18 protein-coding genes and 1 pseudogene are annotated in these 14,929 nt (G+C 70.7%); 17 read left to right on the top strand and 2 right to left on the bottom strand.

From position 1 onward, the window contains the following. The first annotated feature begins 95 nt into the window (after positions 1 to 95). Positions 96 to 2,264 (top strand): Xaa-Pro dipeptidyl-peptidase, encoded by a 2,169-nt coding sequence (locus E1212_RS08535; RefSeq protein ID WP_131981281.1) that lies wholly within the window; start codon positions 96 to 98, stop codon positions 2,262 to 2,264. A 133-nt stretch (positions 2,265 to 2,397) separates the two neighbouring features. Here E1212_RS08535 and E1212_RS08530 read toward each other — a convergent pair whose 3' ends face one another. Then, positions 2,398 to 4,071 (bottom strand): purple acid phosphatase family protein, encoded by a 1,674-nt coding sequence (locus tag E1212_RS08530; RefSeq protein WP_131981279.1) that lies wholly within the window; start codon positions 4,069 to 4,071, stop codon positions 2,398 to 2,400. A gap of 252 nt (positions 4,072 to 4,323) precedes the next feature. On the opposite strand from E1212_RS08530, the gene E1212_RS08525 reads away from it, so the two are divergent. From E1212_RS08525 to E1212_RS08460, 15 genes and pseudogenes are all read left to right on the top strand, one after another. Then, on the top strand, positions 4,324 to 4,812 hold the full coding sequence (locus E1212_RS08525; protein WP_131981277.1) for a hypothetical protein: 489 nt from the start codon (positions 4,324 to 4,326) through the stop codon (positions 4,810 to 4,812). 101 nt (positions 4,813 to 4,913) lie between these two features. Beyond that, positions 4,914 to 5,354, top strand: a complete 441-nt coding sequence (locus E1212_RS08520) for a VOC family protein (RefSeq protein ID WP_131981275.1) — start codon at positions 4,914 to 4,916, stop codon at positions 5,352 to 5,354. A gap of 84 nt (positions 5,355 to 5,438) precedes the next feature. Continuing rightward, a complete protein-coding gene (locus E1212_RS08515; protein ID WP_131981273.1) occupies positions 5,439 to 6,614 on the top strand; it encodes an epoxide hydrolase family protein in 1,176 nt (391 codons plus the stop codon). 74 nt (positions 6,615 to 6,688) lie between these two features. Further along, positions 6,689 to 7,567 (top strand): annotated as a pseudogene (locus E1212_RS31050) (alpha/beta fold hydrolase). Between the two features lie 104 nt (positions 7,568 to 7,671). Further along, positions 7,672 to 7,899, top strand: a complete 228-nt coding sequence (locus E1212_RS08505) for a hypothetical protein (RefSeq protein ID WP_131981271.1) — start codon at positions 7,672 to 7,674, stop codon at positions 7,897 to 7,899. 101 nt (positions 7,900 to 8,000) lie between these two features. After that, positions 8,001 to 8,681, top strand: a complete 681-nt coding sequence (locus E1212_RS29935) for a hypothetical protein (RefSeq protein ID WP_203416624.1) — start codon at positions 8,001 to 8,003, stop codon at positions 8,679 to 8,681. Between the two features lie 5 nt (positions 8,682 to 8,686). Then, a complete protein-coding gene (locus tag E1212_RS08500; protein ID WP_203416622.1) occupies positions 8,687 to 9,979 on the top strand; it encodes an SRPBCC family protein in 1,293 nt (430 codons plus the stop codon). Between the two features lie 39 nt (positions 9,980 to 10,018). Beyond that, positions 10,019 to 10,447 carry a gas vesicle protein GvpJ gene (gene gvpJ / locus E1212_RS08495; protein WP_131981269.1) on the top strand — a complete coding sequence of 143 codons (429 nt, stop codon included), beginning with the start codon at positions 10,019 to 10,021 and terminating at the stop codon, positions 10,445 to 10,447. Further along, positions 10,444 to 11,247 (top strand): GvpL/GvpF family gas vesicle protein, encoded by an 804-nt coding sequence (locus E1212_RS08490; protein ID WP_131981267.1) that lies wholly within the window; start codon positions 10,444 to 10,446, stop codon positions 11,245 to 11,247. The genes gvpJ and E1212_RS08490 overlap by 4 nt, the downstream gene beginning before the upstream one ends. Then, positions 11,235 to 11,453, top strand: a complete 219-nt coding sequence (locus tag E1212_RS08485) for a gas vesicle protein GvpG (protein WP_131981265.1) — start codon at positions 11,235 to 11,237, stop codon at positions 11,451 to 11,453. Before E1212_RS08490 ends, E1212_RS08485 begins: the two co-directional genes overlap by 13 nt. Then, positions 11,450 to 11,707 carry a gas vesicle protein GvpO gene (locus tag E1212_RS08480; protein ID WP_131981263.1) on the top strand — a complete coding sequence of 86 codons (258 nt, stop codon included), beginning with the start codon at positions 11,450 to 11,452 and terminating at the stop codon, positions 11,705 to 11,707. The genes E1212_RS08485 and E1212_RS08480 overlap by 4 nt, the downstream gene beginning before the upstream one ends. Before the next feature lie 6 nt (positions 11,708 to 11,713). Then, the gene (locus E1212_RS30910; protein WP_238992281.1) at positions 11,714 to 12,031 is read left to right on the top strand and encodes a gas vesicle protein; all 318 of its coding nucleotides are present in this window, start codon (positions 11,714 to 11,716) and stop codon (positions 12,029 to 12,031) included. Further along, the gene (locus E1212_RS08470; RefSeq protein WP_131981261.1) at positions 12,024 to 12,809 is read left to right on the top strand and encodes a GvpL/GvpF family gas vesicle protein; all 786 of its coding nucleotides are present in this window, start codon (positions 12,024 to 12,026) and stop codon (positions 12,807 to 12,809) included. The genes E1212_RS30910 and E1212_RS08470 overlap by 8 nt, the downstream gene beginning before the upstream one ends. Next, complete coding sequence (locus E1212_RS08465; RefSeq protein ID WP_203416620.1) at positions 12,806 to 13,003, top strand: gas vesicle protein; 198 nt, start codon at positions 12,806 to 12,808, stop codon at positions 13,001 to 13,003. The genes E1212_RS08470 and E1212_RS08465 overlap by 4 nt, the downstream gene beginning before the upstream one ends. A 17-nt stretch (positions 13,004 to 13,020) precedes the next feature. Next, positions 13,021 to 13,314 carry a gas vesicle protein K gene (locus E1212_RS08460; RefSeq protein ID WP_131981345.1) on the top strand — a complete coding sequence of 98 codons (294 nt, stop codon included), beginning with the start codon at positions 13,021 to 13,023 and terminating at the stop codon, positions 13,312 to 13,314. A 29-nt stretch (positions 13,315 to 13,343) separates the two neighbouring features. On the opposite strand, the gene E1212_RS08455 is transcribed toward E1212_RS08460, so the two are convergent. Continuing rightward, the gene (locus tag E1212_RS08455; protein WP_131981257.1) at positions 13,344 to 13,946 is read right to left on the bottom strand and encodes a flavodoxin family protein; all 603 of its coding nucleotides are present in this window, start codon (positions 13,944 to 13,946) and stop codon (positions 13,344 to 13,346) included. Positions 13,947 to 14,018: 72 nt separating this feature from the next. On the opposite strand from E1212_RS08455, the gene ku reads away from it, so the two are divergent. After that, positions 14,019 to 14,924, top strand: coding sequence for a non-homologous end joining protein Ku (gene ku / locus E1212_RS08450; protein ID WP_131981255.1), 906 nt, complete (start codon positions 14,019 to 14,021; stop codon positions 14,922 to 14,924). Positions 14,925 to 14,929 lie beyond the last annotated feature (5 nt).

Raw genomic sequence — 14,929 nt, 5'->3', positions numbered from 1 at the left:
GTTGACTCCGGCTGTCATGCGACAGCTGTCGGATGACATTGCACTGACCCACTACTAGGTTCCGAGCATCCCCGCCCTTCGAGGAAGGACCGCTCATGGCCCTGCGCGGAACCCGGACCAGAGCCGGCGCGGCCCTCGCCGCCGCCGGCGTCTGTACCGCCGCCCTGCTCACCGCCCACGGGGCGGCGGCCAACGCCGCCCCTGCCCCGGCTCCGGCGCCCGTCCCCGCACCCGCCGTGCCGACGTTCGTCGACGGGCTCGCACAGCCGGTCTTCACCGGACCGTTCATCCAGCAGGAGCTCTGGGTCGAGACGGAGTTCGACACCGACGGCGACGGCGAGCTGGACCGCATGCACGTCGACGTCACCCGGCCGGCCGAGACCGACTCCGACGGCCTGAAGGTGCCGGTCGTGTACGAGTCCAGCCCGTACTACTCCGGCACGGCGAGCACCAACTCGCGGTTCTTCTGGAACGTCAACCATGAGCTGGGCGCCGTGCCGCCGCAGCGGCTCTCGCCGGAGAAGCTGCAGCCGGAGGTCCCCACCAATGAGGGCCCGCGTGCTCCCGGCAGCACCAGTCCCGTCATCTCGACCAGCCTGATCAACACGTGGGTGCCGCGCGGGTACGCCGTCGTGCACTCCGAGTCGCCCGGCAGCGGCCTCTCCGAAGGTTGCCCTACGGTGGGCGCCCCGAACGAGTCGCTGGCGCCGAAGGCCGTCGTCGACTGGCTGAACGGCCGCGCTCGCGGGTTCACCAGCGCCGACGGCGACGAGCAGGTACTGGCGACCTGGTCGACCGGCAAGGTCGGCATGACCGGCACCTCCTACAACGGCACGCTGCCGCTGGCCGCCGCGACGACCGGCGTCGAGGGCCTCGAGGTGATCATCCCGGTAGCGCCGAACACGTCGTACTACCACTACTACCGGTCCAACGGCCTGGTGCGGAACCCGGGCGGCTGGGTCGGCGAGGACATCGACTACCTGTTCGACTACATCAACAGCGGTGACCTGGAGAAGCGGCAGTACTGCCGCGACACCGTCCGTGACCTGATGCAGGCCGAGCACGACCGCGTCACCGGCGACTACAACGACTTCTGGGCCGGCCGCGACTACCTCAACCAGCTCGACGACGTGCGTGCGGCCGTTCTCATGGCGCACGCGTTCAACGACTGGAACGTGGTGCCCGAGCACAGCGTCCGCATCTCCGAGGCGCTCGAGGCCAAGGGCATCACCGTCCACGAGTACTTCCACCAGGGCGGCCACGGCGGCAACCCGCCGCTGGACATGATGAACCGCTGGTTCTCGCAGTACCTCTACGGACAGGACAACGGCATCGAGGACGACACGAACACCGCGTTCGTCGTCCGCAACGAGCTCGGCGGCAGCACGCTGACCCCGTACGCCGACTACCCGAACCCGGCCGCGACGACGGCGACGCTGAACCTGCAGGCCGGCGGCGCGACGGCGGGCGGCTTCACCTCGCTGGCGCTGGGCGACGACGCCACCGAGACGCTCGTCGACGCCGGCAACACCGCCTGCAACGCGGGTGTGCTGGCGACGGTGCCGTCGGAGAACCGGCTGCTCTACACGACGCCGACGCTGACCGAGAACGTGCACCTGTCCGGCGTGACGGAGGTGACGGTGCGCATGGCGGCCTCGAAGGCACGGGCGAACCTGTCCGTCGCCCTGGTGAAGCTGCCGTGGACCAGCGCGTCGGGCTGCACGTCGTCGACCCGCGGCTCGACCACCAGCATCATCACCCGCGGCTGGGCCGACCCGCTGAACCGCGACTCGCTCACCGACGAGAAGCCGATCACGCCCGGTGAGTTCGTCGACGTGACCGTGCCGCTGCAGCCGGACGACCAGGTCATCCCGGCCGGCTCGCAGATCGGGCTGATGATCTGGTCGACCGACCCGGAGTTCACGCTGCGCCCGCAGCCGGGCACCGAGCTGTCCGTCGACCTGGCCGGCACGACGGTGGCGCTCCCCGTCGTCGGCGGCCCGCTGGCGCTGCCGATCTGCGGCCCGGAGGACACCCGCGAGACCGTCGTCATCGACGGCGTCGACACCGGCGTCCCGAACGCCGGCCTGGCCGGCACCTGCACCGTCAACGACCACGTCCTCGACGATGAGGACTGGCCGAGCCACGGCGCCTTCGTCCGGCACACGACGCAGCTGGCCGACCAGCTCGCCGCCGCCGGTCTGATCACCGGCCGTGACCGCGGCGCCCTCGTCCGGGTGGCCGCGCAGTCCGACGTCGGGTGAGCTGACGCCGTCGTCGCACCCGCACGCAACAGAAGCGGCGGGCCGCCCCTGATCGGGGCGGCCCGCCTCTGTACGTGGTGTTTCAGTCGATCGTCAGCGGCCTCTTGAGCCTCAGCTGAGGTACGTACTTCGGCTACCTGTTGACGGTGATCACCGGGCTGGTGATCTGCTGGTTCACGCTCTCGAGGTAGACGATCTGCTCGCTGAGCCTCTTCGCCGACGACGGGAGACGGACCGGGAGCTCGAGGATGCGGCCGAGCTCGTCGGCCGTGGCCTCGCCGACCAGGACGTCCTGGCCGCGCTCGACGTTGCGGACGTAGACGTCGACCTTCTCGCCCGGGTCGTAGCCCCACGCGGAGGCGTTGACGGTGCCCTTGAAGTCCACGGTCAGGGTGTCGACCGCGACCTGCTCGCCGACGGTGTTCTCCGGCGTGCGGATCTCCTGGACGGTGCGCTCACCCGCGTCGTTCTTGCGGATGGTGACGCCGTCGTGGTGCTCACCGTTGGCGTAGCGCGCCTCGTAGGTGATGCTGTCCTCGGTGACGTCGATCATCTGGTAGAGCTGCATGTCCTCGCCGACGGACATCTGGTCCGCGCCGTTGGCGACCCAGTTGGTGTCAACGGCGTCGTACATCTTGCCGCCCGACACCGAGGTCGCATAGACGGTGCTGTCGTGCACGGTGACGGACTTGCGCGAGGCCGTGGTGGAGCCGCGGCCGTAGGTGTGGTCGTGGCCCTGCAGGACCAGGTCCACGCCGTACTCCTCGAACAGCGGGCCCCACTGAGCACGGACGGTCGGGTTGTTGCGGCCCGACGCGACCGAGTAGACCGGGTGGTGGAACGTGACGACGGTCCACTTGTTCGGGTTGGTGGAGAGCTGCTCCTCCAGCCACGCGGTCTGCGCGGCCATGATCGGGGCGAGGCTCTGCACGTTGCTGTTCAGACCGATGAAGCGCACGCCCTGGTAGTCCACCGAGTAGATGGTGTTGCGCAGGGCGGCGTTCGTGGCGTCGTCACCGAAGTCCGGGCCGTTCGTGGGGAACGGGAACTGCGGCTGCCAGAACGTCGACAGCTGACCACCGCTGTACTCGTGGTTGCCGGTGATCGAGATGTTGTTGATCTGGCTGTTGATGAAGCCGTCGGCGGCGTGCCACTGGCCCCACTGCTCTTCGCTGTTCGCCGAGTCGATGAGGTCACCGGCGTTGACGACGACCTTCGCCTCCGGGCGGTCGGCGAAGGCCTGGCGGTAGACGCGCGGGCCGGCGGTGTCGATGTAGTTCTGCATGTCGCCGTAGTAGATGAACGAGAAGGGCTCGAACTCCGCCGCTGCGGTGGTGAAGTCGATCCACTCGCTCCAGTTGACGCCGTCGCCCACCCGGTAGGTGTAGCGGGTGTTCGGCTGCAGGCCGGTGAACTCCACCTGGTGGTAGACCGACGCATAGCCGAGGGTGGTGTTGACCGGGTTGGTCGAGCTGGCGTTCACCGTCCGCAGCGAGGCGGACGGGGCGACCTGGCCGAGCGCGACGGGCGCCTCGACGATCTGGGCCTGCGCGTACTCGCCGCCGACCTCGGACCGCCACGACACCTTCTGCGACGTCGCAGGGGTCGAGGTCGGGACCAGGATGATGCGGTCCGGCACGGCCGACGGCTCGTAGATCTCCGCCGCCGGAACCTTGACCGGGGGCTCGCTGTCGGCACCGACAGCGGCCGGGACGGCGATCAGGCCGCCCCCGAGCAGCGCGGCACCGACGGCGGCACCGGCCGCACGGCGGGAGCCGAGCGGCCCGCGCTTCCTCACGTCACTCACGTTGAGTCTCCTCCCAGGACACTCCGAACGCTGCCGCACAGGTCGCGCGGCAGTCTGCCTGATTCATCCAGATCTGCCGGTCCTGCCGAGGGCCGCGAGTTCACGGCAGGTCGACCCGGCGATGAACAGCTGAAAACGATTCTCTTGTTGCGACCCCGTCGCAGGTCACGACGGCCAACGGCCATCATCGGGAGGGCTCCGGGGCATCTCCCGGACAGCCGTCGTTCATCCGGGGATGCCTACGATCCGGCCGTGCCACGCCCCGCCGCCGGTCGCCGGCTGCTCGCCGCCGCCGGTCTCGCCGTCATCGCGCTGACGGCGTCCGGGTGCGGCGGCTCCGTCCACAAGGACGACACCTTCATCGACGCCGGCGTCACGGGCCTGCTCGACATCGAGGTCACGGAGTGCTTCTCCGACCCCGAGTACTCCGACTACGCCGGCGAGGACGTCGTCGTCTACACCCCCTGTGTCGACGGCGCCGACAACCAGTCGTACATGTTCGTCCACGCCCCCGATGCCGCCTGGGACCGCGACGCCGTCGCGCAGATCGGCTGGGACGAGTGCGGCAAGGGCTTCGAGCAGCAGTGGACCAGCCAGGACGAGTCCGGCCTGGACTACTACCCGATCCTCCCGACGGCCGAGACCTGGGCCGACGGCGACCGCGCCATCATGTGCGCGGTCTACGACCCCGAGGGCCGGCTCGAGGACTCCGTCCTCCCCGCCGCCGTCGTGGGGGACTAGCGCGGCGATCGCCGCGATGTGCGGCTGCGGGCATGTCGAGAATGCGGCGACGACTACGTCCCCGCACCACAGACCGGACGCCACACTGGAGGATCACAGTCATGAGCCACATCAAGCAGTTCGACCATGTCGGGATCACCGTCGCCGACCTCGACGAGGTGACGGCGTTCTTCGTCGCTCTGGGCCTCGAGGTCGAGGGCCGTACATTCCTGGAGGGCGACTTCGTCGACACGGTCATCGGCATCCCCGACTCGCGGACGGAGATCGTCATGCTGCGGTCTCCCGGCGGCGGCACCGGGCTCGAGCTCGCGGCCTTCGTCAGGCCGGACCACGAGCCCGGATCGCCCGCCGCCATGGCGACCGAGCTGGGAATCCGCAGCGTGTGCTTCGAGGTCGACGACCTCGCGGGCGCCGTCGAGCGCCTGGCCGCCGATGGCTACGGACTGGTCGGCGGCATCGGCCGGCACGAGAACAGCTGGCGCATGGCCCAGGTGCGCGGGCCGGAGGGCATCGTCGTGTCCCTGAGTGAGCGGATCGGCTGACGAGCAGGCCGGCGCCGCGACGGCGGTCGCCGCCCGGGTGGTGAGTGCCTCCGGGCTGTCGGTACCGGCTCGTAGGGTGATCGCATGACCGACACCGCCGCCGCGCAGCCCGAGCCGTTCGACCCGCGCGCCACGGACGCGGAGATCCAGGACCTGCGGGCGAGGTTGCGGGCCACCCGCTGGCCCGACGCGCCGGAGCATGCGGGCTGGTCGCTCGGCACCGATGTCGGCTACCTGCGCGAGCTGGTCGAGTACTGGGCCGACGGCTTCGACTGGCGGGCGCAGGAGGAGGCGCTGGCCCGGCTGCCCCGCTACCGCGTCGGCGTCGGCGGCCTGCGCATCCACGTCGTCCACGCCCGCGCCGCCACTGGAACGGTCGAGCCGGCGATGCCCTTGATCCTCACGCACGGCTGGCCCGACTCCTTCTGGCGCTACACGAAGGTCGTTCCGCTGCTCACCGACCCCGGTGCCCACGGCGGCGACCCGGCTGACGCGTTCGACGTGGTCGTGCCGGACCTGCCGGGGTACGGGTACTCCGACCCGCCGCCGCAGCCGCTCGACTCCATCGCTGCCGCCGGGCTCTGGGCCGAGCTGATGACGGCGCTCGGGTACGAGCGGTTCGGCGCCGCGGGCGGCGACCTCGGCAGCCACGTGAGCCGCTACCTCGCGCTCGACCATCCCGGCCGCGTCGTCGCCGTGCACCGCATGGACGCCGGTCTGCCGGTGTTCGGCGGCGACCCGGCCGAGCTCTCGCCCGAGGAACGCGACTGGATCCAGAGCGCGATGGCGTGGGGCGCCACGGAGGGCGGCTACGCGGCGATCCAGCGCACGAAGCCGCAGACCGTCGCGGCAGGTCTGACCGACTCGCCGGCCGGGCTGGCCGCGTGGATCGTCGAGAAGCTGCGGTCGTGGAGCGACTCGGGCGGCGACGTCGAGCGGAGCTTCACCAAGGACGAGATCCTCACCAACCTGACGATCTACTGGCTCACCGGGACCATCGGCTCAGCCATGCGCATGTACGCCGCCAACGCCGCCATACCGCCCGCGCAACTGGCCCGGCGGGTCGAGGTGCCGTCGGGCTTCTCGATCTTCCAGGGCGACGTCGTCCGGCCGCCGCGGGCCTGGCTCGAGCGCTCGACGAACCTCGTCCGGGCCACCGAGCCGCCGCGGGGCGGGCACTTCGCGCCGTTCGAGGAGCCCGAGCTCTACGCCGAGGAGCTGCGCGCGTTCTTCCGCCCGTTCCGGGCGGCGCCGGGCTGAACCCCTCATCGTTTGGCACGAGGGGCGCGGGGAACGTCACCAGGAGCGACCAGCGGAGGTGACGTCCAGTGTCCGTGGCCCTGGCGCCGGAGTTCCACCGGACCATCGAGATCGCCGGCATCGAGATCTTCTACCGCGCGGCCGGCCCGCCCGACGGCCCCGTCGTACTCCTGCCGCACGGATACCCGTCGTCGTCGTTCCAGTACCGGGGGCTGATGGCGGCACTGGGCGACCGGTGGCGGCTGATCGCCCCGACTACCCGGCCTTCGGCCACAGTGGCCAGCCCGACCCGGCCGAGTTCACCTACTCCTTCGACAGCTACGCCGACATCCTGGACGAGTTGCTGACCAAGCTCGGCGTCGGCCGGTTCGCGGTGTATCTGTTCGACTACGGCACCGGGATCGGCCTGCGTCTGTCCATGCGCCACCCGGAGCGCGTCGCCGGTCTGATCATCCAGAACGGCGACGCCTACGAGCACACCATGGGCCCCAAGTACGCCGGTCTGAAGGAGTACTGGGCAGACCCGCGGCCGGAGCTGCGCCGCCGGCTCGAGGAGGCCGGCACCGAGCAGGGGTTTGCGCGAGGAGGTGCTCGGCGAGGTGCCGGAGCACGTGCGCGAGCGCATCTCGCCCGAGCTGTGGCGGCTGGCCTGGGCCCGGATGCGCGAGCCGGGCAACCAGGCGATCATGGTCGAGCTGATGGGCCGCATCCGCGACAGCGTCGCGGCCTTCCCGGACTTCCAGGCCCACCTGCGCGAACACCGTCCGCCGGCGCTGATCGTGTGGGGCCCGCACGACGGCTATCTGCCGGTCGAGGCGGGCGCGGCGTACCTCGACGACCTGCCGGACGCGGAGCTGCACGTGGTGAACGACGCCGGCCACTGGCTCATCGAGACGCACCTGGGCGAGCTGGTCGCGCTCACCCGCGACTTCCTCGGCCGCGTGCATCCCTGAGAGCTCGATGAGAACAGTCCGTTAGGTCCGGATCGCCCCGTTTGGCGTCTCGCTCAGGTGGTACCCGATCAGAGTCGAGTTCCCGACCCGGCCCTGGAGGGTCCATGCCGAAGCACCAGCCCAACGAGGTCGTCCGGAGAATCCTCCTCGATTCGCTGATGCGCAAAGTGGAGGCCGACCTCTACCCGTCGTCGACGATGCTCGACCAGATCGAGTCGCTCCTCACCGAGGACGACATCGCGGACTACGCGGCGATCCTCGTCGCGCACATCGACGAAGACTTCTATCCGAGCATCCCGATGATCCAGCGGGTCCTGCGCCTCGCCGCCTGAGCGCCTTCGGGCGCGACGGGTGATCGTTTGTCGCAGACCTCGTGGGGTACGCCGCAGCAATACCCCTCAATCGGTACAAGCCCCCACAAAGGGAGTGTGTCATGAACACGGCCACCCGAGTCGCCGCAGCGGCGGCCACCGGCTACGTGCTGGGCCGCAGGAAGAAACTCAAGCTGGCGATCGCCGTCGGCAGCATGCTGGCCGGCAAGCGGCTGGCCACCGATCCGCGGGGCATGCTGCGGCAGGCCAACGAGCTCATCGAGAGCCGCCCCGAGCTGGCGGAGATCTCCGACCAGGTCCGCACCACGCTGTTCACGGCGGCGCGCGGCGCCGCGGTGGGCGTCGTCAGCAGTCGCATCAATGCGGTCAGCGACTCCATCCGCGACCGTTCCGACCGGCTGACCGGTGCGGTCACCGACAAGGTCCCGCTGGATCAGTCGGGCGCGGAGGACGACCGGGCGGAGGACGATCAGCAGGAGGAGCCTCAGCAGGAGGAGCCTCAGCAGGAGGAGCCTCAGCAGGAGGAGCCGCCGCGGAAGAACGAGAGCGACGCGGCGCCCGCCCGGAAGCCGCGGCGCGGCCGCCGCGACTCCGCGGAGGAGTCCTCGGAGGAGCAGGACCGGCCGCGCAAGAGCACTGCGAAGAAGGCACCGGCGAAGAAGAGCGCCGCCAGTGAGGGCGACGCCGCGCGCAAGCGTGCGCCCGCCAAGAAGACAGCGAAGAAGACGGCGGCGAAGAAGTCCGCGTCGTCCGGGCGGTCCCGTTCCGGGACCAGGGGGTGACCTGAATGGCTACGCGTACCGACAACGACACAGACACCGACGTCCGTCCGGACCAAGGTGGCATGCGCGGCATGCTCGACGAGCTGCCGCTGGATCGGCTCAAGGACGAGGCGAAGCACGGCCTGTCGTCGCTCGGCACGTGGGCGGTGCAGTCCGCCGGCGACCGCATCAGCAAGGCGACCAGCAAGCTCGACGACGTCGCGTCAGGCGGGTCCATCGGGGGTTCCGTCCTCACCGGGGCGGCGAAGGGTGGCATTCCCGGCGCTTTCAAGGGCGCGGTGAGCGGGGTGAAGGACAAGGTCGTCGGCGCCTTCGGCGGCGGCTCGAAGGGCGGCGACGGCAAGGGCGACAAGGCGACCAAGGCGACGAACATCATCGAACAGATCGACATCGGTGCGCCCATCGATGTGGTCTACAACCAGTGGACCCAGTTCCAGGACTTCTCGAACTTCATGAAGAAGGTCGAGAGCGTGGAGCAGAAGGCCGACGAGAAGGTGGACTTCAAGGCACAGATCTTCTGGTCGCACCGCACGTGGTCGGCGACGATCATCGATCAGGTCCCCGACCAGCAGATCGTCTGGCGCTCGTCGGGGCCGAAGGGCCACGTCGACGGCGCGGTGACGTTCCACGAGCTGGCGCCGCGGCTGACCCGCGTCGTCGTCGTACTCGAGTACTACCCGCAGGGGCTGTTCGAGCGCACCGGCAACATCTGGCGCGCACAGGGCCGCCGCGCCCGGCTGGAGCTCAAGCACTTCCGCCGGCACGTGATGATGAACCTCCTCCAGGACCCGGACCAGGTCGAGGGCTGGCGCGGCGAGATCCACGACAGCCAGGTCGAGGTGACCGACGAGGAGGCCCGCGAGCGCGAGGCCGAAGAAGCCGAGAACGAGGACGAGGACTACGCCGAGGGCGACGAGGCCGAAGGCGACGAGGCCGAAGGCGACGAGGCCGAAGGCGACGAGGCCGAAGGCGACGAGTACGAGGACGAGCCCGCCGAGGAGGGCGAGGAGGACCTCGCCGACGACGAGGCCGACGAGTACGAGGACGAGGACGAGGCTGCCGAGGAGGGCGAGGAGGACCTCGCCGAAGAGGACGAGGACGACCTCGCCGAGGACGAGGAGCTTGCCGAGGACGAGGACGAGCCCGCCGCCGAGGACGAGGCCGAAGAGGACGAGGACGAGCCCGCCGAGGAGGAGGACGAGGAGGACGAGGCGCTCGCCGAGGAGGAGCCGGCCGAGGAAGAGGAGCCGGCCGACGAAGAGCCCAAGCCCCGGCGTCGGCGCCGCAGCCGGACCTGACGAGGGTCGCGGCACCGGAAGAGATCGAAAGGTGAGCACATGACCGTGGTGAACCAGCGACGCTCCGGAGGCGGCGGCCAGCTCCAGCGCCCGTCGTCCAGCGGGCTTGCCGACGTCATCGACATCATCCTGGACAAGGGCCTGGTGATCGACGCCTACGTGCGCGTCTCGCTGGTCGGCATCGAGTTGCTGACCATCGACGCCCGCATCGTCGTCGCCAGCGTCGACACCTATCTGCGGTTCGCGGAGGCGACCAACCGGCTCGACCTGTACGAGCACGGTGGCAAGGACCTCACGGAGCTGATGGGCAACGGCGTCCACCAGGCCGCCAAGGGGAAGACCCAGGGGGCCCTCGAGGGCATCAAAGGGGCCTTCAGCGGCGGTGACGACGACGACGAGGACGAGGAACGGCGCCGGCCGGCGAAGAAGACGACCTCCCGCCGCCGGCAGAGGAGCGAGAGCGAATGACGCTCACGGAACCGGGGGCGACGATGGACGAGCCGACGACCGGACCGGCCGGGCTGACGGCCCAGTACGTGTACGCCATCGTGCCGGCCGGCACGACGGTCCCGGACGACCTCACGGGTATGGACGACGGCGGTGTGGAGGTGGTCGCGCACGACCGCATCGCCGCCGTCATCGGCAAGGTGGTCACCGATCGCCCCTTCGGCCGGCGCGAAGACCTGCTCGCGCACAGCCGGGTCACCGACACGCTGGCTCAGCACTGCGCTGTCATCCCGGTGCGGTTCGGGGCCGTGCTGGCCGACACCGGCGACGTGGTCGCCGAGCTGCTCGGGCCCAACTCGGACTTCTTCGCGTCCGTGCTCGATGAGCTGGCCGGTCACCGTCAGTTCGTCGTCCGGGCGCGCTACGACGAGGAGGCCGTCCTGGCCGAGATCGTCAAGGAGCACCCCGAGATCGCCACCCTGCGCAACGACACCCGCGACCAGCCGGTCGAGGAGAGCTGGAATGAGCGCATCAGGCTCGGCGAGCTGGTCGCCCGCGCTCTCGAGGTCAAGCGCGACGTCGACAGCGGCGACCTGCTCGACCTGCTCACGCCGCACGCCGAGGGCTGGAACATCCGCGCCGCCGGCGAGGTCGACCACCTGGTCGACGTCGCGTTCCTGGTGGCCGACGAGCGACTCGACGAGTTCGAGCAGGCCGCCGAGCAGGCGGCGCGCAACCTGGCCGGACGTGGCCGGGTCCGGCTGGTCGGCCCGACCGCGCCGTACGACTTCGTGCCGGGCGACGACACATGGGCCTCCTGACCGGGCTGGTCGCCTTGCCCTTGGCGCCGGTGCGCGGCGTGGTCGCGGTGGCGCGGCTCATCGCCGACGAGGCGGAGCGGCAGTACCGCGACCCCGTCGCCATCCAGCGTGCCCTGGAGCAGGTCGACCGCGACCGCGCCGCCGGCCTGCTGTCGGAAGGGGAGGCCGCGGCCATGGAGGACGAGCTGATCGGACGGCTCTTGTGAAGGCGACGGAGGCGGCCGCACGCGCGGTCGAGCAACTGGCGATGCTGAGCGGGCGGGTCGCGGAGGCGGTCACCGGTCTGGAGAAGACCGACGACGGCTGGCGGGTGCGGGTCGAGGTGCTCGAGCTCGAACGCATCCCGCACTCGACCGACGTGCTGGCCGAGTACGCCGTCGACCTCGACGAAGAGGGCGACCTCACGAGCTATCGGCGGGTGCGCAGGTACACGCGCGGCTCGTCGAAGGAGGAGGACTGAACGCCCATGACCGACGCCAGAGAGCGCGCGCCGCTCACCCGGCCGTACGGCTCGTCGTTGGCGGCGCCGCCGCAACCGGCGAACCTGGCCGACATCCTCGAGCGGGTGCTGGACAAGGGGATCGTCATCGCCGGTGACATCCGGGTGAACCTGCTCGACATCGAGCTGCTGACGATCAAGATCCGGCTGCTGGTGGCGTCGGTCGACAAGGCCCAGGAGATGGGCATCGACTGGTGGCGCCGCGACCCGATGCTGTCCGGCGACGGTGACGGAAACGCGAACGGGAACGACGAGCGGAAGGCCGTGGAGAGCAAGGATGAGTGAGTCCGGCTGCTACCTGTACGCCATCGCGGCACCGGTCGACGACGGCGTCCTCGGCGGGCTGCGCGGGGTGGCGGGAGAGCCCGTGCGCGCCGTCCGCCACCGCGACCTGGTCGCCGTCGTCGGGACCGTCGACGTGGGCGCGACCGGCGCGTTCGGCGAGGAGGCACTGGCCCGCAACCTCAACGACCTCGGCTGGCTGGAGCACGCGGCGCGAGCCCATCACGCCGTCGTCGACGGGGTCGCCCGCGCGGTCCCCGCGGCGCCGCTGCGGCTGGCCACCATCTGCGCCGACGACGACGGCGTCCGCGATCGGCTCGAGCGGTGGCATGACGGCTTCCGCCGCGCCCTGGACGAGGTGACGGGCCGGGCCGAGTGGAGCGTGAAGGTGTTCGCGCCCAGTTCACGTGGGCCGGGCGTGGATGCCGAGCCGGCGCCCGCGGCCGGCACGCCGGGCTCGGGCGCCGCCTACCTGATCCGCCGCAAGGCCGCCGCAACCGCCCGCGACGACGCGCTGGCCCGGGCGACGGAGGTCGCCGAAGACGTGCACGCCGAACTGGCCGCGCACGCCGTCGGCGCCCGCCGGCTCGCCGGGCAGGACCAGCGGCTGACCGGCGGCGCCACCCCGATGAGCCTCAACGGCGCCTACCTGGTGCCCATCGACGACTCCGGCGGGTTCGAGGCCGCGGTCGAGGCGCTGCGGGCCCGGTACACGGACTGTCGCATCGAGGTGGCCGGCCCGTGGCCGGCGTACTCGTTCGTCACGGTGGAGCAGTCGTGACGTCGGCTCCACCGGCGGCGCCCGCGCGGCCCGGGCCGGTCGCGCAGATCGCGCTGGTCGACCTGCTCGACCGGCTCCTCGGCGCGGGCGTCGTGCTCTCCGGTGACATCGTCATCTCCCTCGCCGGCGTCGACCTGGTGGAGGTCCGGTTGCACGCGCTGATCCGCTCGATCCGGGCGGAGGAACGACGGTGACCGCGCCGGCAAGCGCGGTGACGGCCCCGCGCCACGTGCTGCCGAGCCGGATCGACGCCGACGCCGACTCCGTCGAGCGCGACCTGTTCAAGCTCGTCCTCACCGTCGTCGAGCTGGTCCGCCAGCTCATGGAGCGGCAGGCGCTGCGCCGGGTCGACGAGGGCGACCTCGACGACGACCAGGTCGAGGCGCTCGGGCAGGCGCTGATGCGACTGGACCAGGCGATGACGGACCTGCGCGGCCGGTACGGGCTGACGGTCCAGGACCTGAACCTCGACCTGGGCCCGCTCGGCCCGCTGCTGGGGGAGTGAGAGCGCCGACGGGCCGGGCCCCGACCGCGTCAGCTCGGCTTGGGCAGCGGCGACGCGGCCAGCGCCGTGGCGGCCGCGACCAGGTTGGCCGCCATGGTCCGGCCGGTCGAGTGCGCCCACTCGTGGCCCTTGGTCTCGTCGAGGTAGTCCGGTCCCGGGCCGGGGCCGAGGTGCCAGTACGTCCACGACTGCCCCGGAATGGTGAACCCGAAGTCGACCAGTCCGCCGCAGATCTCGGAGATGACGTGGTGGGCGCCGTCCTCGTTGCCGGTGACGACGACGCCGGCGACCTTGTCGTACGCGACCGGGCGGCCGTCGGCGCCGGTCTCCGACATCATCGCGTCCAGCCGCTCCAGCGCCCGCTGCGCCAATGACGACGGCCGGCCCACCCAGGTGGGGCTCGCGACGACGAGGATCTCGGCGGCGAGGATCGCGTCGTGCACCGTCGGCCAGTCGTCGCCGTCGCCCATGTCGGTCTCGACGCCGGGCGGGAGGTTCAGGTCGGCCAGCCGGTACGAGGTGACCTCGACTCCCGCGCCGCGCAGGGACCCGGCGACGACGTCGGCCAATGCGCCGGTGTTCGAGGGCTGGGGGGACGGCTTGAGGGTGCAGTTGAGTACAACGGCTCTCATGGCGGGCCGCGTACCCGGGTGGCGGTGGGTCATGCGCGCATGCCGCATGGCGCGGGCGGGTACGAGCCGGGCATGGCACGGTCGATCTGGAGTGGGTTCCTCAGTTTCGGGCTGGTCTCGATCCCGGTGCGGCTGTACTCGGCCACCCAGGAGCACGAGGTCGACTTCCATCAGTTCGAGCGCGGGACGTCGGACCGCATCCGCTACAAGCGGATCAACGAGCGCACCGGCGACGAGGTCGAGTACGACGACATCGTCAAGGGCCACGAGGTCACCGGCGGCGAATACGTCATCGTCGAGAAGGACGAGCTCGAGGAGATCGCGCCGGGCCGGTCGCGGGCGCTCGAGATCGAGCAGTTCGTCGAGCTCGCCGAGATCGACCCCATCCACTTCCAGAAGAGCTACTACCTGGGCCCGGGCGGCGACGACAACGACACGTCGTACGCGCTGCTGCGCACGGCGCTGCAGAAGACCGACCGCGCAGCCGTCGCGAAGTTCGTCATGCGCAGCAAGGAGTACCTCGCCTGCGTGCGCGCCTCCGGGCAGGTGCTCGTGCTCGAGACGATGTACTTCGCCGACGAGATCCGCGACCCGGGCAAGGAGCTCGGCGACCTGCCGAAGGCGGCGTCCAAGGGCAAGCAGCTGGACATGGCCGTCGACCTCATCGAGGCGATGACCGAGGAGTGGAAGCCGAAGCAGTACCACGACACCTACACCGAACGGGTCGAGGAGCTGGTCGAGGCCAAGCGCAAGGGCGAGGAGGTCGTCACCGAGAGCGCGCCGGCCGCCACCGGCGTCACCGACCTGCTCACCGCGCTGCAGGACAGCGTCGCCGCGGCGAAGAAGGGCCGCGCCGGCGGGGCGAGGAAGCAGGCGCCCGCGAAGAAGTCGGCGAAGAAGAAGACGCCCGCGAAGAAGTCGGCGGCGAAGAAGTCGGCGGCCAAGAAGACGTCCGCGAAAAAGAGGTCGGCGGCATGATGTAG

Source organism: Jiangella ureilytica (assembly GCF_004348545.1).
Taxonomy (GTDB): Bacteria; Actinomycetota; Actinomycetes; order Jiangellales; family Jiangellaceae; genus Jiangella; species Jiangella ureilytica.
This window is presented reverse-complemented; position numbering and strand designations above follow the sequence as displayed.